The sequence below is a fragment of the Xanthomonas euroxanthea genome, from assembly GCF_903989455.1.
Taxonomy (GTDB): domain Bacteria; phylum Pseudomonadota; class Gammaproteobacteria; order Xanthomonadales; family Xanthomonadaceae; genus Xanthomonas; species Xanthomonas euroxanthea.
Genome location: NZ_LR861803.1, coordinates 780,439 through 801,971, shown reverse-complemented (window position 1 = coordinate 801,971; position 21,533 = coordinate 780,439). Strand labels below are relative to the sequence as shown.

Here is a 21,533-nt window from a genome sequence, read left to right as displayed (position 1 = left end):
ACACAGTCATTGCCGGGACGGGTGCCTGGCCTGGGTGAGCAGCGCGGCCAGCGCGCCATCGCCGCGTGCCTGCGCCAATGCGGCGGCGGTCTTGCCGTCGCGATTGCGTGCGGACGGGTCTGCGCCGGCCGCCAGCAAGCGCCTGGCCACCGCCTCGCGCCCGGCCGCGGCGGCCAGCATCAATGCAGTGACACCAGCCTGATTCGCGTGGCCGACCTCGGCGCCGCCGGCCAGCACCGCATCGAGAATCGCCGGGTCCTCGCGCGCCACCGCAAACATCACCGGGGTGAAGCCGGCGGGATTGGAACGCCGCACGTCCGCCCCTGCCTTCAGCAATGCCTGCACCACGCCGACATCGGCGTAGGCCACCGCCAGCTCCAGCGCGCTCCAGCCGTCGCCGGAGACGGTGTCCACCGACGCACGCTTGCCGAGCAACCTGGCCACACTGTCTGCATCGTTGGCCCATGCGGCTTTCATCAACGCGGTCCAGCCACTGGCATCGCGTGCATCCAGGGCTGCACCGGCATCGAGCAACAGACCGACCAGCTCCGGTTCCTGATTGCGGATGGCCTGGTGCAACGGCGGCTCGCCAAGCAGGTTGGGCCGATTGACATCGGCGCCATGCCGCAACAACCACGCCGCACGCACGCCATCGCCAGCATCCAGCGCATGCGCCAGCTCCTGGTTCGGGTCGGCACCGTCGGCGATGCGCAGTTGCAGCTGCGCCAGCTGCTGCGAGGATGCGGCCGGGCTTGGCGCCTTGGACACTGGCGTCGGCGTGGCATACGGCCCATGCGCAGCCAGATCGCCGCTCACCACGCACTCGCTGCAGCGCACCAGCGGCACGTGATAGCTGCGCAGGATCTGCGCGATGTTTGCCGCGCTCTGCTGCATCGCCGTGTTCAGGGCATCGCGCAGCTGCGCATTCTTGCGTGACACCGCCCACGCCATCGAATACTCCAGCACTGCATCGTCGATGGTATTGAGCGGCACCACGCCCAGGCCGTGGCGCTGGGCGTAGTAGCCGGCCACCGGGCCCCAGGATTCGGCCGCATCCAGTTCATTGGCGGCGACGCGTTCGACCAGCTTGCCGGGATGTTCTTCCGGCGCGGTAGCCGAGTCGTAGAACAGGTACTGCACCTCGCCGCTGATGCCGTGTTCGTACAGGGCCTGGCGTGCGGGCGAACTCTGGAACACGCCCAGCCGCAGCTTCTTCAGCGCCGGGTCGTCCAGCGAGGTCGGCAGCAGATCCAGGCCCTTGCGCGTCACCAGCACATAGGCCGAGCGATACAGCGGGCGCGTGGTCAGGCCCTGCTCGAAGTCGCTGTTGAGGTCCATCAGCACGTCGCAGCGGCCGGCAGTGATGGTGCTGCGCGCCAGCCCGCGCTGGTAGTAGGTGCGCCACTCGTATTCCAGGCGACGGCCCATGGCCTCGGCCACCACCTGCGCAATCTTGTTTTGAAAGCCTTCGCCAGCCTTGTTGGACAACGGCATGTTGCCCGGGTCGGCACACACGCGCAGCACCGCGGGATCGGGCGCAGGCGGTGGCGTGCTTGCCATCGATTGCGCCGAAGCCGGCAGTGCACTGGAGGCAGCCGCCGCTGTGGGCGCCGCTGCGGAATCAGAAGCGCGAGCCGTCGGTGAGGACGGCTCGCGTGTGCAGCCTGCGGCGACGAGTCCGAGGCTGCAAACCACCAGCATCTTGTGCAGATGCCGGGGCATGCCGCGCACGCCGGCACAGCTCTGCCGACGTGTGCGTCCAACGCCTTGCGTGGATCTCATCGTGCGGTCTTCGCGACGGCGTTGGCCGCGCCGCCGCCTGCCGCTGCGGTGGCGGTGGTACCGGCGGTCACGGTCTTGCCCGCACCATCGATACGGAAGCTGTGCACCATGCCGCCGAGCGGGATCTTGTCGAAGCCGGCGCCGAACGCCAGCCCCGCAGCCCCCAGCGCGCCATACGGATCGGACGGATCCAGACCTGCGGCCACCGGCAGGCCGATCCAGCCGCCGATGCCGGAGAACACCGCCACGTACTGGTGCCCGTTGGCCTTGTAGGCGATCGGGTTGCCGATGATGCCGGAGGGCAGCTTCATCTCCCACAGCTTCTTGCCGGTGTCCTTGTCCACCGCACGGAACCAGCCATCCAGCGTGCCGTAGAACACCAGCCCGCCGTCGGTGACCAGGGTGCCGCTCCACACCGGGAACTTCTCCTTGATCTCCCACTTGGATTTGCCTTCCACCACATCGAAGGCCTTGACGATGCCCAGCGCACCCGGCTCGTTGGGCTTCATCATCACGTTGGCGAACACGTAGGGCAGGCCCATCATGGTGTTGCCGCGCTCCTGCGGTTCCAGCTCCATGTGCCAGTTGTTGGTGCCGCAGAAGAACACTGCGGAGTTGGCCGGATCCACCGAGCACGGCTGCTGGTCCTTGCCGCCCATGGCCGAGGGGAAGGCCTGCACTTTCCTGCCGCGTTCCAGCGGCGAATGCGCGGCCACCTTGACCGGGCGGCCGGTCTTCATGTCGATGCGTTCGGCCCAGTTGGCCGGCACGAACTTGTGCGCGCGCAGCAAGGTGCCGTCGCGACGATCAAGCACGTAGGCAAAGCCGTTGCGATCGAACTGCACCACCGAGGGCACCTGCTTGCCGTCGATGGTCAGGTCCACCAGGATCGGCTCGTTGATGCCGTCGTAATCCCACTGGTCGAACGGGGTCTTTTGATAACCCCACACCGCTTCGCCGGTATCGATCTTGCGCGCGAACAGCGTCATCGACCACTTGTTGTCGTGCTCGCCGTTGTTGCATTCCTCCTGCGAGGTCTTGCCGCAGCGATACGACGGGCTCCACAGGCCGGGATTGCCGGTGCCGTAATAGAGCAGCTTCAATTTCGGGTCGTAGCTGTACCAGCCCCAGGCCGCGCCGCCGCCACGCTTCCATTCGTCGTTGGGAAAGGTCTTGACGCCCAGATCGCCGAGCTGCCCGTGCTGCGGATTGGCCTTGTTGAACTCCGCACCCAGGCAGATCGCCTTGTCGGTGCCGGCCGCATCGCAGGACCAGGCCTGCTTGCCATCGGCCAGGTTGTAGGCGGCCACACGCCCGAGCACGCCGAACTCGTTGCCGCTGATGCCGGCCACCACCTTGCCGTCGGCGATGATCGGCGCCATGGTGATGGTCTCGCCCTTGTCCGGGTGCGCGAGTTTCTGCTTCCACACTTCCTTGCCGGTCTTGGCATCGAGTGCGATCACATCGCCGCTCAGGCTGCCGAACACCAGCTTGCCATCGGCATACGAGGCGCCGCGGTTGACCGTATCGCAGCACGCCACCGCCACCGAACGCTCGTCCTGCTGCGGGGTGTATTTCCACAGCACCTTGCCGCCGTCGTCCTGCGCCGCCAGGTCGATGGCGAACACGTTGTTCGGGTACGCGCTGACCATGTACATGATGCTGCCGATCACCAGCGGCTGGCCTTCGTGGCCGCGCGTGGCATCGGTCTTCATTTCCCACGACATCTTCAGGTTCTTGACGTTGTCGCGATTGATCTCGGCCAGCGGGCTGTGCCGGGTGAGCGCGAAGTCGCGCCCGATGCCGCCCCAGTTGTCCGGATTGCTGGCATTGGTGGTGAATTCGCCATCGGTATCGACCACGGCGGCGGCCGGCGGCGCAGCAGCGGGTGCAGCGGCCGATGCCGGCGCAGCGGTCTCGTTGGCGGCCTCTTTTTTACAGCCGGCCAGCGCAGCGCTCAGCGCAAGCATGAGCAGCACACTGCTGCGCAGGCTGCGGCAGGAAGATTGGTGCATGTGCGTCTACCCCTCTCGATTGAACAACCAGTCGGTTGAAACATCCCGCGGCGCCGGCGTTGCACCCGCCAGTTGCGTCACGGACGTCGGAAACGTCGAGAGGGAAAGAGCAAACGCCATGCCAGCGTACTGGTGCGACGCACCATGTCGTAGCAGCAGGCATCTGCAGTGATGGCAGTGGCTTGCGCCAGGCGCACTGTCACGGTTCTGGCACAGTTTGCGCCGGGCGTGCTGTGACATTGGTGGCGCAGCGGATGTGGAACGGCCTGTCAGCCGGTGCCATGAACTCAGCCTGCGCGAGGCGACATGCTTGTCTCTGGTTCGTGCAACTCGATGCCGCAGATCATCCACAGACCGTACGACAGGGTTGACCAAGGTGCCGCCGCATTTCTTTCTGCCATCGGGAGACGCTGCCCGACGGGTGGATGCGTTGACGGCGCAGACAGCCCGTGTGGTGTCCGGCTTGCCGATGACGCGTTGCAGGATTCAGCAGCGTCCACGCCTCTCGGGCGCATGCCACTCTTCCAATGCGATGACGGGGTCCAATGCGATGACGATGTCCTGATCGCAAGCAACCTCCAGCGACACGCGGCCAGTCACACGTCGCGATCCATCCTTCCGCGCGCCTGGCCTACTCGCCAAACCTCACGCTAGCGGTTCCACTGCGCCAGCAACTGCGTGCAATCCTGCAATCGCCAGTCGGCAAGGCCGGGCCACGGATCGCCGGGCGTGTTGACCAGCACGGTGCGGGCGCCGGCTGCACGACCGCAGGCCAGGTCGTTGTGGTGGTCGCCGACCATGACCAGGGCCGCGCCTTCCACCGACCAGCGTCGTGCAAAGTACTGCAGGCCGTCGGGCGCGGGTTTGGGAGCGGCTTCATCGCGGCCGACGATGTCGTCCCAGGCGAACGCATCGTGCAGGCCGATCGCCTGCAACGTCACCTGCGCCAACGCGCGCGCGTTGCGGGTCAGCATGCCCAGCCGGCAGCCGGCGGCCTGCAACGCGCGCACCAATGCCACTGCACCGGGTGCCGGCTGTGCGGCCTGCGCGAGTTCGCGCTCGTGCGCGAGCAACCAGGCATGCTTGGCTGCGGCCTGCTCGGCCGGCAGCGCTGCCAGGTGATGCAGGATGTCCGCCTCGGGCGGGATCTCCAACGTGCGCCGGATCAACGCGAAATCATGCACGGCTTCGGTCAGCGTGCCGTCCATGTCGAACACCCAATGGCGGTAGGTGGAGAGTGCGGGAGTTATTTGTGGGATGGTCCTACCGTCCATACGTGCAAACACTCGAGAGATGGTTGACGCGATACCGCAAGCCGTCGTCAGGTGAACCCACACCTGGCGCATTCACCCCAATGGACCAGCAGTCCATGCCGATGCCGTGCGCCGAGCGCGCGCCTGGTGCCAGGCAGCCGGCGGTCGTGCCTACTTCCAGCCCGGCATCTGGGTGGTCTCCAGGCCGCCCACGTCGAACTCTGCCGTGCGGGTGCCGCCGGCCTTCACCGGGAACGCGATGCTGATGCGCTTGGCGTTGCGCACCAGCTGCCACAGCGCCTTGTCGTCGTCGATGAACATCGCGATCGCTTCGTCGGTATCGGGGCGGTGCGCGGCCATCGCGCGTGGTGCGCCACCATCGGCCGAGACCTGCACCTTGCAGCCGCGATAGCAGTTGAAGTCGCCGGCCTTGAGCACGAGATAGCTGTGGCGCTTCCACTGCGGATGATCGCGGAATACCAGGCTCACCGGCTTGGGGCCGCTGCCGTCGACATCCACGCGGCTCTTGGCATCGATCATCGCCGAGCGCTGTGTGCCGCCCTTGGCCGGCACTTGCGAGTACTGCCACAACGCCTGCATGCGGCGCAGTTCGCGCGCCTGTTCGCCCTTGGCCTTGATGTCGGCATAACCGGGCTCGATGCGTGTGGCCGCCGCCGTGCCCGGAAACCCTTCCAGCACCGCGGCGCCATGCGCACGCGCCATGTCCCAGTTTTCGGCCTTCACTGCCTCGTCGTATTGCTTGGCGAGTGCATCGGCATCGTGTTCCTTGGCTTGCGCCTGCGCAGTTTCCTGCGCCTGGCGTTGCGCCTCGCGATCAGTACAGCCACTCACTGCAGCGACGCACAAGGCCGCACTCAGCAGATACTTCATCGTCGACTCCGGAATGCATGAAAAGCAGCGGCAACGATACCAGCCTGCCCGCATGCCCCGCGATCAACCGCCGCAAAGCGTAGGAGCGCACCCGGGCGCGACGGGGCTTTCCCGGTGGAGCACCGTCGCGCCCGGGTGCGCTCCTACCGCGGTGGTTGCAGGCACGATGCGGCGATGGAAGCGGCGGGCGGGCATGCACCACGGCGCGACTGCATCGTCGGTTCCGGAAGGCATGGACGGCAGCGGCAACGATACCGGCCTGCCGCACCACCCGCGATCAGCCACCCCGCATCGTAGGAGCGCACCTGGGCGCGATCGGGCCTCACCGGGAAAGCCCGGTCGCGCCCGGGTGCGCTCCTACGGCGGTGGTTGCAGGCGATTTGGCGATGGAAGCGACGGAGGGCGTCTGCAACGCCCTCCTCTGCCATTACGGCTGCGGCTGCGCCGGCGGTGCCGACTTGGCCTTGGCGATCATCTCGGCCACCGATGCGGTGGTGATCGGGTGGTAGCCGGGCTTGGCCTTTTCGAAGGCCTGTTCGGCAAAGGCGATGCCGTCCGGGGTCTTCAGCAGTTCTGTGTAGATCGGCAGCACCAGCTTGCGGCGGCCGACGCGTTCGATGAACTCACCGGCGGCGGCGCGCGCATCGGTGTAGCCGCTGCGGATCGCCAGCGGGTACCAGCGCATGGCGATTTCGCCGTTCGGTGTGCCGGTGAAGTGGTAGGCATCATCCAGCTGCTTGAGCTGCTCGGGCTTGAGCGTGGCGCCCATGCCGCTGAGGAAGTGCACCCACTCCTGCGTGCCCCATTCGCCGGTGACCTGCTTGCTCGGCAGCGTGCCGCTGCCACTCCAGGCAATGCGCGCGGTGTCCACGATCGAGAAGCTGCGCGAGCGCGCCTTGGTGGCGAAGGCCGGGATGCCCGGCTGCTTCAGCCACGCGTCCACCTCGGCCGCGCTGACCGTGTTGGGATGCTTGTCCAGCAGGTTCTTGTTGAGGTAATCGACGAACTGGTCGGTGGTGGCGCTCTGGAACGCATGATCGTCGAACCAGCCGCGCAGGAACGGGTCGAACACCGCGCGCCCGAAGCGCTGCTCCAGGAACTGCAGGAACCACGCACCCTTGACGTAGGCCACCTGGCTCAGGGCCTCGTCGGGGTCGCGCTCGGCCAGCGGCGGCAATGCCAGCGCCTGGTCGGCCGGCGCCATGTCCTTCACTTCGGCCAGCAGATCGCCCTGGTCGATCTCGCGCTCCATCTCGGCCATCTCGGCGCCATACAGCGCCTCGGTGATGCGCGCCTGCACGTAGGTGGTGAAGCCTTCGTTGAGCCAGATGTCCTTCCAGCTGGCATTGGTCACCAGGTTGCCCGACCAGCTATGCGCCAGTTCGTGGGCCACCAGCGAGACCAGCGACTTGTCGCCGACGATCACGGTGGGCGTGGCGAAGGTCAGGCGCGGATTCTCCATGCCGCCGAACGGGAACGACGGCGGCAGCACCAGCATGTCGTAACGGCCCCAGCGATACGGGCCATAGAGTTTTTCGGCGGCACCGATCATCTTTTCGGTGTCTTCGAATTCCTTGGCGGCCTTGTCGGCCATCGCCGGCTCGGCCCACACGCCCGAGCGTGCGGAAATCGGCTTGAACACCACATCGCCGGCGGCGATCGCCAGCAGATAGGACGGAATCGGCTCGGGCATCTTGAAGCTGTAATCGCCGTCGCGCGCGGCCTTGGGGTCGTTGTCGGCGCTCATCAGCACCATCACGTCCGGGCGCGAGGTCACATGCGCGCTGTAGGTGAAGCGCACGCTCGGGGTGTCCTGCAACGGCACCCAGCTGCGTGCGTGGATCGCCTGCGACTGGCTGAACATGAAGGGCAGCTGCTTGCCTTCGGTCATCGACGGCTCCAGCCACTGCAGGCCGGAGGCGGTCGGTGCGGTGTGATAGGTGATCACGACCTTGGCCGGCTGAGTCGGCGCTTCGATGGTGAGCTTGCTGCCGAAGGTCTTGTCGGCCGGCGCCAGCGCGAACTGCAGCGGTGCCAGGCCGCCCTTGCCGTCGTCGGCCTGCACCTGCGCGATGCTCAGCTCGCGCGTGTCCAGCACCAGTTGCTTGGCGGCCTTGTCCTTCCACTGCAGCGTATAGGTGGCCGTGCCGCCAATCTGCTTGCTGTCGAAGTCCAGCTTCAGGTCCAGCGCCAGATCCTTGATGACCACCAGCTGCGGCTGGGCGTAGGAGCTTTCATCGTGGTTGCGGGCGTCTGCTTTCACGGGGGCCTTGGCAGTGGTGGCCGGCGCGGCGGTGCTGGCGGCCGGCGGCGTGGACTCATTGGAACAGCCGGCCAGCGCGATGGACACGGCCAGGGACAGCGACAGGAACGGGAAGCGCATCGACGGCACCGCAGCGAGGGAATTGGGCATTTTAACGCTCCGCACCGTCGCCTGCCTGTGCGGCGCCAGGCGAGCCTGGCGGCCGGTCAAGCTGCGGCGGCAAAGGACCACGCCCATGTCGCTGCCTGGAACGGCGCGAACCGTCTGCGGCCGCCGCAGCGGTAGCGTGATGCATGCCGCCGGTGCGCAGCCGCGCGGCAGCCTGCGGCCCGGCCGCCAGGTGATCTCCGGATCGCGCCTAGACCACCGGATGGCTGCGCGGGCTGTCATGCCCGTCGCGCACCAGGCGCCGGCCGCCGGAGAACTTGGCGCGGTACATCGCCGCATCGGCGCGGCGATACAGCTCGGTGGCGTCCAGCCCACGCTCGCACACCGCGCTGCCGGCACTCACATGCAGCGGCGCCTCGTCGGCATCCTCGCGTTCGAGCATCGACAGCCATTGATTGAGCTTGAGCGTGGCGTCGTCTTCGCTGGCATGCACGCCGATCAGGAATTCGTCGCCGCCCCAGCGCCCGATCCAGTCCTGCGCGCCCAGCCAGCCGTAGGCCGATTCCACCAGCCGCACCAGCACGCGATCGCCGGCCAGGTGGCCGAAGCGGTCGTTGATCGGCTTGAGGTTGTCCATGTCCAGCACGAACAGCACGAACGGCCAGCCTTCGCGTTGTGCGGCGGTTACCGAATCGCGCATCGCCTGTTCGCAGCCGCGCCGGTTCAAGGCCTCGGTCAGCGGGTCGAACAGGGCATGCTTCTTGAGATCGCGCATGCCGGCGTCGATGCCGCGCAGGCTGCGATTGATTCCGCGCAGCAACCGCCCCAGCTCGTCGTCGCCATGTTCGGGCAGGCTGGGCAGGCGTTGGTCGGCGTAATACGCATCCAGGGCGTCGGCGGCGATGCGCAGCGGTGCGAGCAGGCGGTACAGCGCCGACAAGGTGGCCGCGGTGCCTGCCAACGTGGCCAGCAGCGCCACAATCACCACCGACCACAGCGGGCGCCCGCTCAACTCGCTCTGCGCGGCCAGCCAGGCGATCAACAACAGCAGCGGCAGGTGGATGCCGACAAAGGTCACCGCCAGCAGCTTGGCACTGAAGGAGCGGGGAAACACGCGCGACAACCCTGCGTACAAGCGCATCCACGTCTCCGACAAAAGAGCGCCTAGTGTCGCCGACCGTTGGTGGAGCCGACGCGACGGGAGTCTCAAAAGTTTGTCGGCAAACGCACACGCGCAGACTGCAATCGTGCGGCAAGCGAACACGAGCATGGCGTGCTCGTGCGATGTCCGGCGCGCGATACCCGGCGCGGGATGTGCGCCGGGCGGGATGCTCAGACACGCACCCGCCCGATCCGGTTCAGATCTTGTAGCCGGAATGGATCGCCACGATGCCGCCGGTCAGATTCTTGTAGTGGCAACGCGCGAACCCGGCCTCGCCCATCATGCCCTTGAGCGATTCCTGCGGCGGGTGCTTGCGGATGCTCTCGGCCAGGTACTGGTAGCTGTCGGCATCGCGTGCGAACAGCTGGCCCAGCCTGGGCAGGATCTTGAACGAGTGGAAGTCGTAGATCGGCTTGAACCAGTCGGCGGTGACTTCGGAAAATTCCAGCACGCGCGCCTGCCCGCCCACCTTCAACACGCGGTACATCTCGCGCAGCGCGGCGTCCTTGTCGGTGACGTTGCGCAGGCCGAAGGAGATGGTCACCAGATCGAAGCTCTGATCCGGGAACGGCAGCGCCTCGGCATTGCATTGCACGTAATCGAAGCCGGCCACCAGGCCGCGGTTGGTCAGCCGGTCGCGGCCCACCGACAGCATGCCAGCGTTGATGTCGCCCAGCACCACCGCGCCCTCGTTGCCGACGCGCTCCTTGAGCAGCACGGCGATGTCACCGGTGCCGCCGGCCAGATCCAGCACACGGTCGCCCGGCTTCACCTGCGCGGTCGCCACGAAGTAGCGTTTCCATGCGCGGTGCACGCCCAGACTCATCAGATCGTTCATCAGGTCGTAATTGCGCGCGACCGAGGTGAACACTTCGCCGACCAGCTTCTGCTTGTCCTTGGCAGCGACGTCGCGGAAGCCGAAATGGGTGGTACCGGAGGTATAGGGGGATTCGCTCATGGGCGGATTATCGCACTGCTGACGCCGCCATGACCGCAACCGGACCACAATCGCTGTCTCCCCTGCGACCAGCCCTGCGAGCCCTGCGTGCACGACAAGTACGTCCAGCGCGACTGGCAGCCCCACGAGAAGCCCACCCTGCCCGGGTCGGCCTCCACGCCCCTGCATTCCACCCGGCGCCGCATCCAGTACGGGCTGGTGGGCGTGGTGGTGGCGCTGACCGGCGGGCTGAGCAATGCGCTGGTCACCGCCAACCTGACCTATCTGCAGGGCACGCTGGGCGCCTACGCCACCGAAATGGCCTGGCTGCCGGCCGCCTACGTGATGACCAACATGTCGGCCAACCTGCTGCTGGTGAAGTTCCGCCAGCAGTTCGGGCTGCGGCGCTTCACCGAGATCTTCCTGGCGCTGTATGCGGTCATCGCCTTCGCGCACCTGTTCGTGCACAGCCTGAGCTCGGCGATCACCGTGCGTGCCGCGCATGGACTGGTGGGCGCGGCGCTCAGTTCGCTGGGGCTGTATTACGTGATCCAGGCGTTTCCGGCCCGGTACCGGCTCAAGGCCGTGGTGACCGGGCTGGGGGTGACCCAGCTGGCGCTGCCATTGGCGCGGGTGTTCTCCACCGATCTGCTGGAATTTGCACAGTGGCAGGGCCTGTACCTGTTCGAACTCGGCCTGGCGGTGTTCGCGCTGGCCTGCGTGCTGGCGCTCAAGCTGCCGCCGAGCGATCGCTATCGCGTGTTCGAGCCGCTGGATTTCCTCACCTTCAGCCTGTTCGCGGCCGGTGCGGCCGGCCTGGCGGCGGTGCTGTCGCTGGGGCGGCTACTGTGGTGGACCAGCACACCGTGGCTGGGCGTGGTGCTGGCGGCCTCCATCGTGCTGCTGTGCACGGCGGCGTGGATCGAGCACAACCGCCGCAACCCGATGATCAACACGCGCTGGCTGGCCAGCGGCGACATGCTGCGGCTGGGTCTGGCGATCCTGCTGATCCGGCTGGTGCTGTCCGAGCAGAGCACCGGTGCGATCGGCTTCTTCCAGACCCTGGGGCTGGCCAACACGCAGTTGCAGACCCTGTTCGTGCTGATGCTGCTGGGCGCGGTGGTTGGCGTGGCCGCCAGCGCGTGGCTGATCAACCCGGCGCGCGTGGCCGAGCACCTGATCATCGCGGTGGCGGCGATCTGCATCGGCTGCTTCATGGATGCCCATGCCACCAGCCTCACCCGCCCGGAGCAGATGTACCTCAGCCAGTTCCTGCTCGCCTTTGGCAGCACCTTCTTCATCGGCCCGGCGATGGTGGCCGGGCTGGGCCGGGTCATTGCGCAGCCGGCCAATCTGATTAGCTTCATCGTGCTGTTCGGCATGGCGCAGAACATGGGCGGCCTGCTCGGCAGCGCACTGCTCGGCACCGTGCAGATCGTGCGCGAGAAATACCATTCCAGCCAGCTGGTCGAGCATCTGACCTTGACCGACCCGCAAGTGGCCGCACGCGTGCAGGCCTATGCCACCCTGTACGGCCGCAGCATCGGCGACCCGGCCCTGCGCCAGGCCCAGGGTGTCCGCGCCCTGGGCAGCGTGGCCACGCGCGAGGCCAACGTGCTCGCCTATAACGACGTGTTCCTGTTGATCGGCTGCATCGCCATCGCCACCGGGCTGTGGATCCTGTCCGTGCTGGTGTGGCGGCGTTATCTGCGCCCACCCGCTTCGCCCCCTTCTCCGGCTTCCAGTCCACGCCCATGAATACACCTGCAGATTCAACCTCTGCTGCCGATCGGCAACGTCGCAGACGTCGTCGCATCGGTGGCGTGATCGGCTTTGGCGGGCTTGCCCTGCTCGGCGTCGCACTGGTGCTGTATGCATGGCGGTTGCCGCCCTTCGTCAGCGCCGTCGAGCGCACCGAGAATGCGATGGTGCATGGCCAGATCACGGTGATCGCACCGCAGGTCAGCGGCTACGTCACCGAGGTGCCGGTGCAGGACTTCGCCCACGTCAAACACGGCCAGTTGCTGGCCAGAATCGACGACCGCATCTACGCCCAGCAGCTCGAGCAGGCCAGGGCGCAACTGCAGACCGCGCAGGCCAACCTGTCCAACTGGGACCAGCAGCGGCATAGCGCCGCTGCCACCATCGCCGAACAACGCGCCGCACTGAGCAGCAACCAGGCCCAGCGCGACCGCACCCGCTCGGCCTATGCGCGCGCGCAGCAGCTGGCCGACCGGAAACTGGTCTCCGAACAGGACCGCGACACCGCCTTCGCCGCACGGGCGCAGGCCGATGCCGGCGTGGCACAGGCGCGTGCCGCAGTGCAGGCCGCCGAAGAAAACGCACGCAGCGTCACCGTCAATCGCGCCGCGCTGGAAGCGGCAGTGGCCAACGCGCAGGCGGCGGTGCAATTGGCGCAGATCAATCTGGACAACACGCGCATCCTGGCCCCGCGCGATGGCCAGCTCGGCCAGCTCGGCGTACGCCAGGGCGCCTACGTCACCAATGGCACGCAGCTGATGGCGCTGGTGCCGGACACGCTGTGGATCGTGGCCAATTTCAAGGAAACCCAGATGGCGAAGATCCGCATCGGGCAGCGCGCCAGCTTCACCGTGGATGCGCTGGACAATGCGCGCCTGCACGGGCGCGTGCAGGACATCTCCCCGGCCGCCGGCTCGGAATTCAGCGTACTGCCGGCCGACAATGCCACCGGCAACTTCGTCAAGATCGCCCAGCGCATTCCGCTGCGCATCAGCGTCGATCCCGACCAGCCGCTGGCACCGCGGCTGCGCCCGGGCATGTCGGTGGTGGTGGCGATCGATACCCACAGCGCGGTCGACTGAGGCGACACAGCCGCTATCATGCGCTGATGTCGTCCCTGCCCCCACCCTCGCTGCACTGGCAGTGCCTGCGCTTCGACCAACTGAGCACCACGCAGCTGTACGCGCTGCTGCGGCTGCGCTCGGACGTGTTCGTGGTGGAGCAGCAATGCGCGTATCCGGAGCTGGATGGCAAGGACAGCCTGCCGGGTGTGCTGCATCTGCTCGGCAGCACCGATGATGATGATGCATTGGCTGCCTATCTGCGCGTCTTGCCGCCCGGCGTGAGCTATCTCGAGCCGAGCATTGGCCGGGTGGTTATTGCCGCCGCGCAGCGTGGTCACGGCTTTGCCCATGCACTGCTCCGCGAAGGCTTGCGCGTGGTGCAGCAACACTGGCCCGCCAGCGCCGTGCAACTCGGCGCGCAAGCGCACCTGCAGGCGTTCTACGCCGCACATGGTTTCACGCCCTCGTCCGCCCCCTATCTGGAAGACGGCATTCCCCACATCGACATGCTGCGTCGCGCCGACGCCGCCACCCAGGAGCCTGCATGATCACCACCCCCGACTACCGCGCCCTGCTCGACACCGCCATTGCCGAAGCCCGCCAGGGCCTGGCCGAAGGCGGCATCCCGATCGGCGCGGCGCTGTATCACAACGACGGGCGCCTGCTCGGTTGTGGTCACAACCGCCGCGTACAGGAAAACGATCCCTCCGTGCATGGCGAAACCGATGCCTTCCGCAAGGCCGGCCGTCAGCGCCGCTACAAGGACACCATCATGGTCACCACGCTGGCGCCCTGCTGGTACTGCAGCGGACTGGTGCGCCAGTTCAATATCGGCACCGTGGTGGTCGGCGAGTCGGTCACCTTCCAGGGCGGCGTGTCCTGGCTGCGCGAGCATGGCGTCACTGTCATCGACCTGCAGAGCCAGGAATGCATCGACCTGCTGGGCGGCTATATCGCCGCCAACCCCGACGTATGGAACGAGGATATCGGCGAGGACTGAGCGGTTTGCCGGATTTAGCAGGTTGGCTGTGCTGTGCAGGCGACTGCCAAGGTGAGGGCCAGTTGCAGAGCCGATGATCTGCGCCTTCGTTGCAGGGTGTGATCTGCAACCTGGCTGCAGGGCCCTTGCCCGCCCACCATCGCGGGACACGCCGCAAGTACGTCCATGTAGGCTCTTACGCGGCATCCATGCCGCGTAAGGTCCCGCGACGATGGGCGGGCAAGGACCTATCGAGTTGGTCGGTGCGCATGATGGAGCGGTGCTGGATGCGCCTTGTTCGATCATTGAAGCATCTGCTACAGGTCTGATGCACACCGCACGACAGACAGCTTTTTAGATGAGCGCCGACCAATTGTCTGGTGCGGTGCCCTCGCCGGTTGCGGGACCGTGTGGCGGCATGGATGCCGCCACCGAGCCTCCACGGATGGATTCACGGCATGTCCCGCAAGCGGTGAGGGCGCCGCGCGCTCGGCGCTGCGAGTGTGCTGCAGGGCCCTTGCCCGCCCACCATCGCAGGACACGCCGCAAGTACGTCCTTGTAGGCTCCGGCGCGGCATCCATGCCGCTCAGGGTCCCGCGACGGTGAGCGGGCAAGGGCCAGTCGAGATGGTCGGTGTGCATGGCAGAGCAGTGCTGGATGCGCCTCATTCGATCATGAAGCATCGGCTCCATGTCTGATGCACGCCACAATGCAGACAGCCTTTTAGATGAGTGCCGACCAATTGTCTGGGGCGGTGTCCTCGCCGGTTGCGGGACCGTGTGGCGGCATGAATGCCGCCACCGAGCCTCCACGGATGGATTCACGGCGTGTCCCGCAAGCGGTGAGGGCATCGCGCCCTCCACCGACTCGGCTTTTGACTGCATCTGCCAGCATGCGGCCAGCTTGCATCGTCCTGCAATGCGTTTCTGCCACGCTTGCACTGCATTTCACGCCAGATGCCATACGCGCATTGCATTACGCATCTGCGCGCAGGTGCGCTGCGATCAGAGGATGTAGCGGCTCAGGTCCGGATCCTGCACCAGCTCGCCGAGCTGCGCATCGACATAGGCCGCATCGACGGTGACGCTCTGCCCGTCACGGTCCGGTGCCTCGTAGCTCAGCACATCGAGCAGACGCTCCAGCACCGTGTGCAGGCGGCGCGCGCCGATGTTTTCCTGCCGCTCGTTGACCTGTGCGGCAATCTCGGCCAGGCGCTCCACCGCATCGGTACCGAAGGTCAGGCGCACGCCCTCGGTCTGCAGCAGGGCCTCGTACTGCTTGATCAACGCCGCCTTGGGCTCGGTGAGGATGCGCACGAAATCGGCCTTGGTCAGCGCGGTCAATTCCACGCGGATCGGAAAGCGGCCCTGCAATTCGGGAATCAGATCGCTGGGCTTGGCCAGGTGGAATGCACCGGAGGCGATGAACAGGATATGGTCGGTCTTGACCGTGCCGTACTTGGTCGACACATTGGAGCCTTCCACCAGCGGCAGCAGATCGCGCTGCACGCCCTCGCGGCTGACATCGCCGCCATTGGAGCCGGCCTCACCACGCTTGGCCACCTTGTCGATCTCATCGATGAACACGATGCCGTGCTGTTCGCAGGCTTCGATCGCCGCCGTGCGCACATCGTCTTCGTTGACCAGCTTGCCGGCTTCTTCTTCGATCAGCAGCGGGCGCGCGGCCTTGATGGTGAGCTTGCGCTTTTGCGACTTGCCGCTGCCCAGGTTGGAAAACATCTGCCGCAACTGCTGGCCCATTTCCTCCATGCCCGGCGGGGTCATGATGTCCATGCTGGCATTGACCGCCACTTCCAGCTCGATCTCGCGCTCGTCCAGTTCGCCACTGCGCAGCATGCGGCGGAACTTGATGCGGGTGTCGTTGTCCTGCGACGAGGGCTCGTTGCGTGCTGCTTCCGGATCGAAGCCGATCCCGGCCGCACGGCGCGGCAGCAGCGCGTCCAGGATGCGATCTTCGGCGCGCTCTTCGGCCTGGTTGCGCACGCGCACCTTGGCCTGTTCGCGATACAGCTTGACCGAGGTATCGGCCAGATCGCGGATGATCTGCTCCACATCCTTGCCGACATAGCCGACCTCGGTAAAGCGCGTGGCTTCGACCTTGACGAACGGCGCATTGGCCAACGTGGCCAGGCGGCGTGCGATCTCGGTCTTGCCGACGCCGGTCGGACCGATCATCAGAATGTTCTTGGGCATCACCTCGTTGCGCAGCTCTTCGGGCAGCTGCATGCGACGCCAGCGATTACGCAGCGCGATGGCAACCGCACGCTTGGCATCGTGCTGGCCGACGATATGACGGTCGAGCTCCTGCACGATTTCGCGCGGAGTCATGGTTGAGCTATCGGGATTTGGCATTGGGGAATCGAGAATGGGGAAAGGGGAATCGCAAGCGCGAAATCAAGAGCCTCTGTCGTCGGGGTGGAACCGAAACCGCTGTTGCGATTCCCGATTCCCCACTCCCGATTCACAGCTCCTCGACCACCACATTGCGATTGGTATAGATACAGATATCGCCGGCGATATTGATCGCTTCGGTAGCGATGGTCTTGGCATCGAGCTCGGTGTGCGCCAGCAGCGCGCGAGCGGCCGACAAGGCGTACGAGCCACCCGAACCGATGGCGATGATGCCGTCTTCCGGTTCGATCACATCGCCGGTACCGCTGATGATCAACGAGGTTTCTTTATCGGCGACCGCGAGCAGCGCTTCGAGCTTGCCCAGGCGGCGCTCGGTGCGCCAGTCCTTGGCCAGCTCCACAGCGGCGCGGGTCAGTTGCCCATGCTTGTCGAGCTTGGCTTCGAACAGCTCGAACAGGGTGAACGCATCGGCGGCGGCACCGGCAAAACCGGCCAGCACCTGCCCTTCGCGGCCAAGCCGGCGCACCTTGCGCGCATTGCCCTTCATGACGGTGTGGCCGAGGGTGACCTGGCCATCGCCGGCGACGGCGACATGCCCGCCACGCCGAACCGAGATGATGGTGGTGGCGTGAACGATGTTGGGATTCTGGCTGGGATCCATGGGTCCTCCGGGGGTTTCCCATGAGGTGGGGACGCCCCTGCCGGGTTCAAGCGCGCTGCGACCAGGCGTCGCATCGAGGCGGGGGTGAGTGCGCCCTACGCGCGCGACAGCGTCCGCCCTGGACTGCTCCCGGCACCTTCGGCGCCTCAACGCCCGCAGGCCTGCTTCGGGCAGATGGGCCGCGGGTTTCTGCACGGTATCCGGCCTGCCATCGGCCGATCCATCGCCCGTGCCTACCCTCGCCACACGCCGGGGTGCTGGGCGAGGATTTCAATCACGCTCAGTCCCCGCAACGCGATCGGCGCGGCACGCGTAACAGCCCTGACGGGCGTGATGCAGGTGCACGTAGGCGATCTGCGTATCGTCCAGGCACGCGTGCAACCACGCTGCGACGTGGTCGCCTGCACACACCTCGGCGTTCACCAGATGATGGCGATGATCGTAGGCGCGCAGCGAGATCAGCCGCGATTGGATCCCAGCCGGCACCGCATCGGGCTCCAGCCGTGCAGGCACCGCTGCGGCACGCACAAAGATCGGCCCGCTCGCGCGGTAGGGCGAGTCGGCTGCCTGATGCAGATATGGCAGCAGCAGCAACTGCTCGCCTGCGCGCGCATCCTGCAGGCTGATACGACACGGAAATCCGTGATCGGCATCGGCGATCACACGTATTGCGTGGTGGCTGGTCAACGCAACGTCATCGAGTCCGTGCAGATGGGCGAACAGGGCCGGATCGAGCCCGGTCAAACGAAACGAGGCCATGACGATCTTCCAGAGGCGGAAGCGCAGCGTGACGCACGCGTGCCGGCCCTGCTCGCCGCCTTCGGACATGGCAGCACCTGAGTGCGGTCAAGCCCCTCTCGCACCGGCGGACAGGCGATAGCTGCGGTGGTCGGCCGGCGACGTGCATCAACTGCCTGTGGCTGTCCATCACGCAATCGGCAGATCCTTGCGCTGCGGACCAGTCGATCGCAACGTCAGGCGCTGCGTCCCGCCTACTCGGCGGCTTTCTTGCGCTTTGCCCGCGGATGCGCGGCGTCGTAGACCTTGGCCAGATGCTGGAAATCCAGATGCGTGTAGATCTGCGTGGTGGCGATATCCGAATGCCCAAGCAACTCCTGCACGCCACGCAGGTCGCCGGACGATTCGAGGATGTGGCTGGCAAAACTGTGCCGCAGCATATGCGGATGCACGTCCTTGAACATGCCCTGGCGTACCGCTAGTTGCTTGATGCGGATCTGCACTGCGCGTTGCGAAATGGCTCCGCCGGCGCGGCCGGGGAATACATGCGTGTCGGCACGCCCGCCGCTGTCGCGCAGCCATTGGCGCAAGGCGCCGATCGCATGCGAGCCTACCGGCACCAGGCGCTGCTTGCCGCCCTTGCCGAGCACCATCACCAACCCGCTGTCCAGATCCAGATCACGCCAGCGCAGCGCGCAAAGCTCGCTCAGGCGCAGCCCGGACGAATAGAACAGCTCCAGCAAGGCGCGATCGCGCAGGCCCAGCGGCGCATCGGTCGGCACCTCGACCAGACGCACCGCCTCGTCGGCATCCAGCACCTGCGGCAACTTGCGTGGCGCCTTGGGCGCACGCAGCGCCGCGGCAGGACTGGCGGCAATGCGGCCATGCCTGAGCAACCAGGCGTAGTAACTGCGGCATGCCGACAGACGGCGCTGCAGGCTCTTGGGCGACAAGCCGCGCCGGTGCTCGGCCGCGACGAATTGCCGCAACTGCGCGCTCTCCAGCTGCGCAACATCGTCGATGGCCTGTTCGCCGGCCCACCCCACCAACGCGGCGAGATCGCGCCGGTAGGCATCCAGCGTATGCGCAGACACCTGCCGCTCGACCTGCAGATACGCCAGGAAATCGTCGACCGACGCCACCTCAGACTCCTCGTTGCCACGTCATCGGCGCGGCCATCCAGCGCAGGCGGCACGCATCGGCGCAGCCCGCGCCACGCATCATGTATCGAAGCGCTGCAACGCCACGCTCAAGGACTCGCCCATCATGCGCAGGAACAAGGTGCCCATGCCGGGATAGAAGCGGTTGGCGTCGCTGCTGCCGACCGCAATCAGGCCGATGCCGGGCAACGGCAGCAGCGCGGTGGATTGCACGTCGGCGGCCTGGCCGGCATACAGCAGCGCATGTTTTTCCGTCTGCAGGCGGCCGCAGATCGGCTCGCCGTCGCCCAGGCAATCGCGGAACGGGGCAAGCCGCGCGTCATCGGCGGCAATGACCTGCAGCCAGTCGGCCTCCAGGCCGGCAACCGGCTTGAGCAACACCAGCCGTACCAGTTCGCCGTTGAAATCCTCCGCCAGCGAGGCGGCCATCGCCTTGAGCGTGTCGGCCGCGCTGGTCTGGCGCATCAGCGCCAGGGTCAGTTGATGCGTGCGCACGGCCAGGCGCTCGTTGTCCTGCGCATTGTGGCCAAGCTCGTGCAGGCGCCGCGACAGCTCGCGATTCTTGTCGCGCAGCACTTCCAGCTGGTAGGTGGCCAGCGACGCGGTCGGGCCGTCGTCGCGCGGCACCAGCAGGCTCACCGCCAGGTCCGGGAACTGCTTGAGGAAGGTCGGATGGCGTCGCAACCAGGTTGCCACGTCGTGCGCGCCGAATTTGTCCGTGTTCTCGCTCATCAGTTCCACTCTCCATCGAAGACGAACACGGCCGGACCGGACATCACCACCTGCTGCTGATCGCCATCCCAGCGAATGCGCAGTTCGCCACCGGGCAAGGACACCTGCACGTCGCGCTCGACACGGCCGCGCTGCATCAGCACCACCGCCGCCGCGCACGCGCCGCTGCCGCAGGCCAGGGTTTCGCCGACACCGCGCTCGAACACGCGCAGGCGCACGTGTGTGGGGTCGACAACCTGCACGAAGCCGACATTGACCGAATCGGGGAACGCGGCGTTCTGCTGCAGCGAGGCGCCGACGCGCTCCACTGGCGCCGCATCCACCCGCCCCACTTCCAATACCGCATGCGGGTTGCCCATCGACACCGCGCCAAAGCGCACGGTTTCGCCATGCACCGGCAGCGCGTATTCCTCGCGCGCGCGCGCAAAGCCGGCCAGCGGGATCTGTGTGGGCTCGAATTGCGGCACGCCCATCGCCACCGCGTAGGTGCCGGTGTCCAGACGTTGCACGCGGTGGGAGGTGAACGGGCTATCGATGACGAAATCATCGCCCTGCGCAGTGCCGTCGCGCACCAGCCAGGCCGCCACACAGCGAGCGCCGTTGCCGCATTGGCGCGCGGCCGTGCCGTCGGAATTCCAGATGCCGTAAGCGGCCACCGCCTCGCTGCTGCGCGGAGGCTCGATGGTCAGGATCTGGTCGCAGCCCACGCCGAAATGGCGGTCGGCCAGATGTGCAGCCAGCGCGGCATCCGGCGGCGGCGTGCCGTCGCGCAGGTCCAGCACCACGAAATCGTTGCCGGCGCCATGCATCTTGGTGAAACGCAGGCGCCCGCTGCGACCGTCAGCGCTCATTGCCGCTGCTAGCGGGCTGGTCGGTGGTGGGCGCGGGCTGCGGATCGGTATTCACCGGCGCAGGTGCCGGGTTCGACTCGTCCAGTGGTTGCGGCGCGTCCGGCGGCTGCGGCACGGGCTGGGCTTCCACCGGCACCGGCTTCTGCGGCATCACCAGCGGGCCCTTGTTGCCGCAGGCGGCAAGCAGGACAAAGGTCGCACCAACCAGTGCGAGGCGAACGGATGGTCGGGACAGAAGGCTCATGCGTCGAAGTATAGCCAGAACACCCTGACTGACGTGTGCTCAGCGCGGCGCCGAGATCGCGCGCGGTGGCGGCTCGGGGCGCAGCCACAACCAGGTCGCCACCACCGCCATGCTGCCGATCGACACGCACTTGACCCAGAACACCGGCACGCACCACAGCATGATGGCGGCGCACACGCTCATGGTGAGCGTGGCCATCCACTTGGCCTTGCGGCTGACTGCACGATAGGTCTGCCACTCGACGATCGCCGGGCCGAAGCGCGGGTGCGAGAGCAGCCAGGTGTGCAGGCGCTCGGAGCCGTGCGAGGCGGCCCAGGCGGAAATCAGGATGAACACGGTCGTCGGCAGGCCGGGCACGAAGATACCGACGATGCCGGTCGCCAGGCTGGCGTAGGCCAGCAACCACCAGGCCCAGCGGAATCGAGTCGGTCGCGTCATGGGTAAATGATACGGCCAGCCGGCGTTGAGGTGGCCTGGAATCGGCGTTGGACCCAGCCACCTGCTCTTACCAATCCCCAATCCCCAATCCCGACTCCCCAATCCCCAATCCCCGCCCCTC

Annotated in this window: 19 protein-coding genes; 4 read left to right on the top strand and 15 right to left on the bottom strand. The window is 66.6% G+C overall.

Going from position 1 to position 21,533, the window contains the following annotated elements; genetic code table 11:
• Positions 1–6: 6 nt before the first annotated feature.
• The 7 genes from H7A86_RS03335 to ubiE all read right to left on the bottom strand — a co-directional run bounded on the left by H7A86_RS03335 (position 7) and on the right by ubiE (position 10,432).
• Complete coding sequence (locus tag H7A86_RS03335) at positions 7–1,782, bottom strand: quinoprotein dehydrogenase-associated putative ABC transporter substrate-binding protein (protein WP_119130668.1); 1,776 nt, start codon at positions 1,780–1,782, stop codon at positions 7–9.
• The gene (locus H7A86_RS03330; RefSeq protein ID WP_338063646.1) at positions 1,779–3,797 is read right to left on the bottom strand and encodes a methanol/ethanol family PQQ-dependent dehydrogenase; all 2,019 of its coding nucleotides are present in this window, start codon (positions 3,795–3,797) and stop codon (positions 1,779–1,781) included. Before H7A86_RS03330 ends, H7A86_RS03335 begins: the two co-directional genes overlap by 4 nt.
• A gap of 650 nt (positions 3,798–4,447) precedes the next feature.
• Complete coding sequence (locus tag H7A86_RS03325) at positions 4,448–5,071, bottom strand: HAD family hydrolase (protein ID WP_115675990.1); 624 nt, start codon at positions 5,069–5,071, stop codon at positions 4,448–4,450.
• A 150-nt stretch (positions 5,072–5,221) separates the two neighbouring features.
• Positions 5,222–5,941, bottom strand: a complete 720-nt coding sequence (locus tag H7A86_RS03320; RefSeq protein WP_119130667.1) for a hypothetical protein — start codon at positions 5,939–5,941, stop codon at positions 5,222–5,224.
• A gap of 427 nt (positions 5,942–6,368) precedes the next feature.
• The gene (locus H7A86_RS03315; RefSeq protein WP_180708122.1) at positions 6,369–8,324 is read right to left on the bottom strand and encodes a M1 family metallopeptidase; all 1,956 of its coding nucleotides are present in this window, start codon (positions 8,322–8,324) and stop codon (positions 6,369–6,371) included.
• A gap of 238 nt (positions 8,325–8,562) precedes the next feature.
• The gene (locus H7A86_RS03310; RefSeq protein ID WP_024940237.1) at positions 8,563–9,453 is read right to left on the bottom strand and encodes a GGDEF domain-containing protein; all 891 of its coding nucleotides are present in this window, start codon (positions 9,451–9,453) and stop codon (positions 8,563–8,565) included.
• Between the two features lie 217 nt (positions 9,454–9,670).
• A complete protein-coding gene (gene ubiE / locus H7A86_RS03305) occupies positions 9,671–10,432 on the bottom strand; it encodes a bifunctional demethylmenaquinone methyltransferase/2-methoxy-6-polyprenyl-1,4-benzoquinol methylase UbiE (RefSeq protein WP_016903622.1) in 762 nt (253 codons plus the stop codon).
• Between the two features lie 87 nt (positions 10,433–10,519).
• On the opposite strand from ubiE, the gene H7A86_RS03300 reads away from it, so the two are divergent.
• The 4 genes from H7A86_RS03300 to H7A86_RS03285 are packed head-to-tail and all read left to right on the top strand — an operon-like array spanning position 10,520 to position 14,236.
• Positions 10,520–12,169: an efflux MFS transporter permease gene (locus tag H7A86_RS03300; RefSeq protein WP_119130665.1), complete on the top strand. Its 1,650-nt coding sequence runs from the start codon at positions 10,520–10,522 to the stop codon at positions 12,167–12,169.
• Positions 12,166–13,254, top strand: a complete 1,089-nt coding sequence (locus tag H7A86_RS03295; protein ID WP_119130664.1) for an HlyD family secretion protein — start codon at positions 12,166–12,168, stop codon at positions 13,252–13,254. Before H7A86_RS03300 ends, H7A86_RS03295 begins: the two co-directional genes overlap by 4 nt.
• A gap of 26 nt (positions 13,255–13,280) precedes the next feature.
• On the top strand, positions 13,281–13,784 hold the full coding sequence (locus H7A86_RS03290; protein ID WP_119130663.1) for a GNAT family N-acetyltransferase: 504 nt from the start codon (positions 13,281–13,283) through the stop codon (positions 13,782–13,784).
• Complete coding sequence (locus H7A86_RS03285; RefSeq protein WP_047126085.1) at positions 13,781–14,236, top strand: nucleoside deaminase; 456 nt, start codon at positions 13,781–13,783, stop codon at positions 14,234–14,236. The genes H7A86_RS03290 and H7A86_RS03285 overlap by 4 nt, the downstream gene beginning before the upstream one ends.
• Positions 14,237–15,220: 984 nt before the next feature.
• Here H7A86_RS03285 and hslU read toward each other — a convergent pair.
• The 8 genes from hslU to H7A86_RS03245 form a co-directional block, all read right to left on the bottom strand.
• Complete coding sequence (gene hslU / locus H7A86_RS03280) at positions 15,221–16,588, bottom strand: ATP-dependent protease ATPase subunit HslU (RefSeq protein WP_119130658.1); 1,368 nt, start codon at positions 16,586–16,588, stop codon at positions 15,221–15,223.
• A 109-nt stretch (positions 16,589–16,697) separates the two neighbouring features.
• Positions 16,698–17,249: an ATP-dependent protease subunit HslV gene (gene hslV, locus H7A86_RS03275; protein WP_005997221.1), complete on the bottom strand. Its 552-nt coding sequence runs from the start codon at positions 17,247–17,249 to the stop codon at positions 16,698–16,700.
• A gap of 270 nt (positions 17,250–17,519) precedes the next feature.
• Positions 17,520–18,077, bottom strand: a complete 558-nt coding sequence (locus tag H7A86_RS03270; protein ID WP_232099234.1) for a DUF1203 domain-containing protein — start codon at positions 18,075–18,077, stop codon at positions 17,520–17,522.
• A gap of 164 nt (positions 18,078–18,241) precedes the next feature.
• Positions 18,242–19,129 carry a tyrosine recombinase XerC gene (gene xerC / locus H7A86_RS03265; RefSeq protein ID WP_104649238.1) on the bottom strand — a complete coding sequence of 296 codons (888 nt, stop codon included), beginning with the start codon at positions 19,127–19,129 and terminating at the stop codon, positions 18,242–18,244.
• A 78-nt stretch (positions 19,130–19,207) separates the two neighbouring features.
• Complete coding sequence (locus H7A86_RS03260; protein ID WP_164739002.1) at positions 19,208–19,879, bottom strand: DUF484 family protein; 672 nt, start codon at positions 19,877–19,879, stop codon at positions 19,208–19,210.
• Complete coding sequence (dapF, locus tag H7A86_RS03255; RefSeq protein ID WP_115675981.1) at positions 19,879–20,730, bottom strand: diaminopimelate epimerase; 852 nt, start codon at positions 20,728–20,730, stop codon at positions 19,879–19,881. The genes H7A86_RS03260 and dapF overlap by 1 nt, the downstream gene beginning before the upstream one ends.
• Complete coding sequence (gene lptM, locus H7A86_RS03250) at positions 20,720–20,974, bottom strand: LPS translocon maturation chaperone LptM (protein ID WP_104583750.1); 255 nt, start codon at positions 20,972–20,974, stop codon at positions 20,720–20,722. Before lptM ends, dapF begins: the two co-directional genes overlap by 11 nt.
• Positions 20,975–21,013: 39 nt before the next feature.
• The gene (locus H7A86_RS03245; protein ID WP_119130659.1) at positions 21,014–21,412 is read right to left on the bottom strand and encodes a YbaN family protein; all 399 of its coding nucleotides are present in this window, start codon (positions 21,410–21,412) and stop codon (positions 21,014–21,016) included.
• Between the last annotated feature and the right edge of the window lie 121 nt (positions 21,413–21,533).

What these genes read in the sequence shown, in the direction of transcription:
- H7A86_RS03335 (WP_119130668.1), bottom strand. Translation starts at nt 1,782, where the DNA reads ATGAGATCCACGCAAGGCGTTGGACGCACACGTCGGCAGAGCTGTGCC.
- H7A86_RS03330 (WP_338063646.1), bottom strand. Translation starts at nt 3,797, where the DNA reads ATGCACCAATCTTCCTGCCGCAGCCTGCGCAGCAGTGTGCTGCTCATG.
- H7A86_RS03325 (WP_115675990.1), bottom strand. Translation starts at nt 5,071, where the DNA reads ATGGACGGTAGGACCATCCCACAAATAACTCCCGCACTCTCCACCTAC.
- H7A86_RS03320 (WP_119130667.1), bottom strand. Translation starts at nt 5,941, where the DNA reads ATGAAGTATCTGCTGAGTGCGGCCTTGTGCGTCGCTGCAGTGAGTGGC.
- H7A86_RS03315 (WP_180708122.1), bottom strand. Translation starts at nt 8,324, where the DNA reads ATGCGCTTCCCGTTCCTGTCGCTGTCCCTGGCCGTGTCCATCGCGCTG.
- H7A86_RS03310 (WP_024940237.1), bottom strand. Translation starts at nt 9,453, where the DNA reads ATGCGCTTGTACGCAGGGTTGTCGCGCGTGTTTCCCCGCTCCTTCAGT.
- ubiE (WP_016903622.1), bottom strand. Translation starts at nt 10,432, where the DNA reads ATGAGCGAATCCCCCTATACCTCCGGTACCACCCATTTCGGCTTCCGC.
- H7A86_RS03295 (WP_119130664.1), top strand. Translation starts at nt 12,166, where the DNA reads ATGAATACACCTGCAGATTCAACCTCTGCTGCCGATCGGCAACGTCGC.
- H7A86_RS03290 (WP_119130663.1), top strand. Translation starts at nt 13,281, where the DNA reads ATGTCGTCCCTGCCCCCACCCTCGCTGCACTGGCAGTGCCTGCGCTTC.
- H7A86_RS03285 (WP_047126085.1), top strand. Translation starts at nt 13,781, where the DNA reads ATGATCACCACCCCCGACTACCGCGCCCTGCTCGACACCGCCATTGCC.
- hslU (WP_119130658.1), bottom strand. Translation starts at nt 16,588, where the DNA reads ATGCCAAATCCCGATAGCTCAACCATGACTCCGCGCGAAATCGTGCAG.
- hslV (WP_005997221.1), bottom strand. Translation starts at nt 17,249, where the DNA reads ATGGATCCCAGCCAGAATCCCAACATCGTTCACGCCACCACCATCATC.
- H7A86_RS03270 (WP_232099234.1), bottom strand. Translation starts at nt 18,077, where the DNA reads ATGTCCGAAGGCGGCGAGCAGGGCCGGCACGCGTGCGTCACGCTGCGC.
- H7A86_RS03260 (WP_164739002.1), bottom strand. Translation starts at nt 19,879, where the DNA reads ATGAGCGAGAACACGGACAAATTCGGCGCGCACGACGTGGCAACCTGG.
- dapF (WP_115675981.1), bottom strand. Translation starts at nt 20,730, where the DNA reads ATGAGCGCTGACGGTCGCAGCGGGCGCCTGCGTTTCACCAAGATGCAT.
- lptM (WP_104583750.1), bottom strand. Translation starts at nt 20,974, where the DNA reads ATGAGCCTTCTGTCCCGACCATCCGTTCGCCTCGCACTGGTTGGTGCG.
- H7A86_RS03245 (WP_119130659.1), bottom strand. Translation starts at nt 21,412, where the DNA reads ATGACGCGACCGACTCGATTCCGCTGGGCCTGGTGGTTGCTGGCCTAC.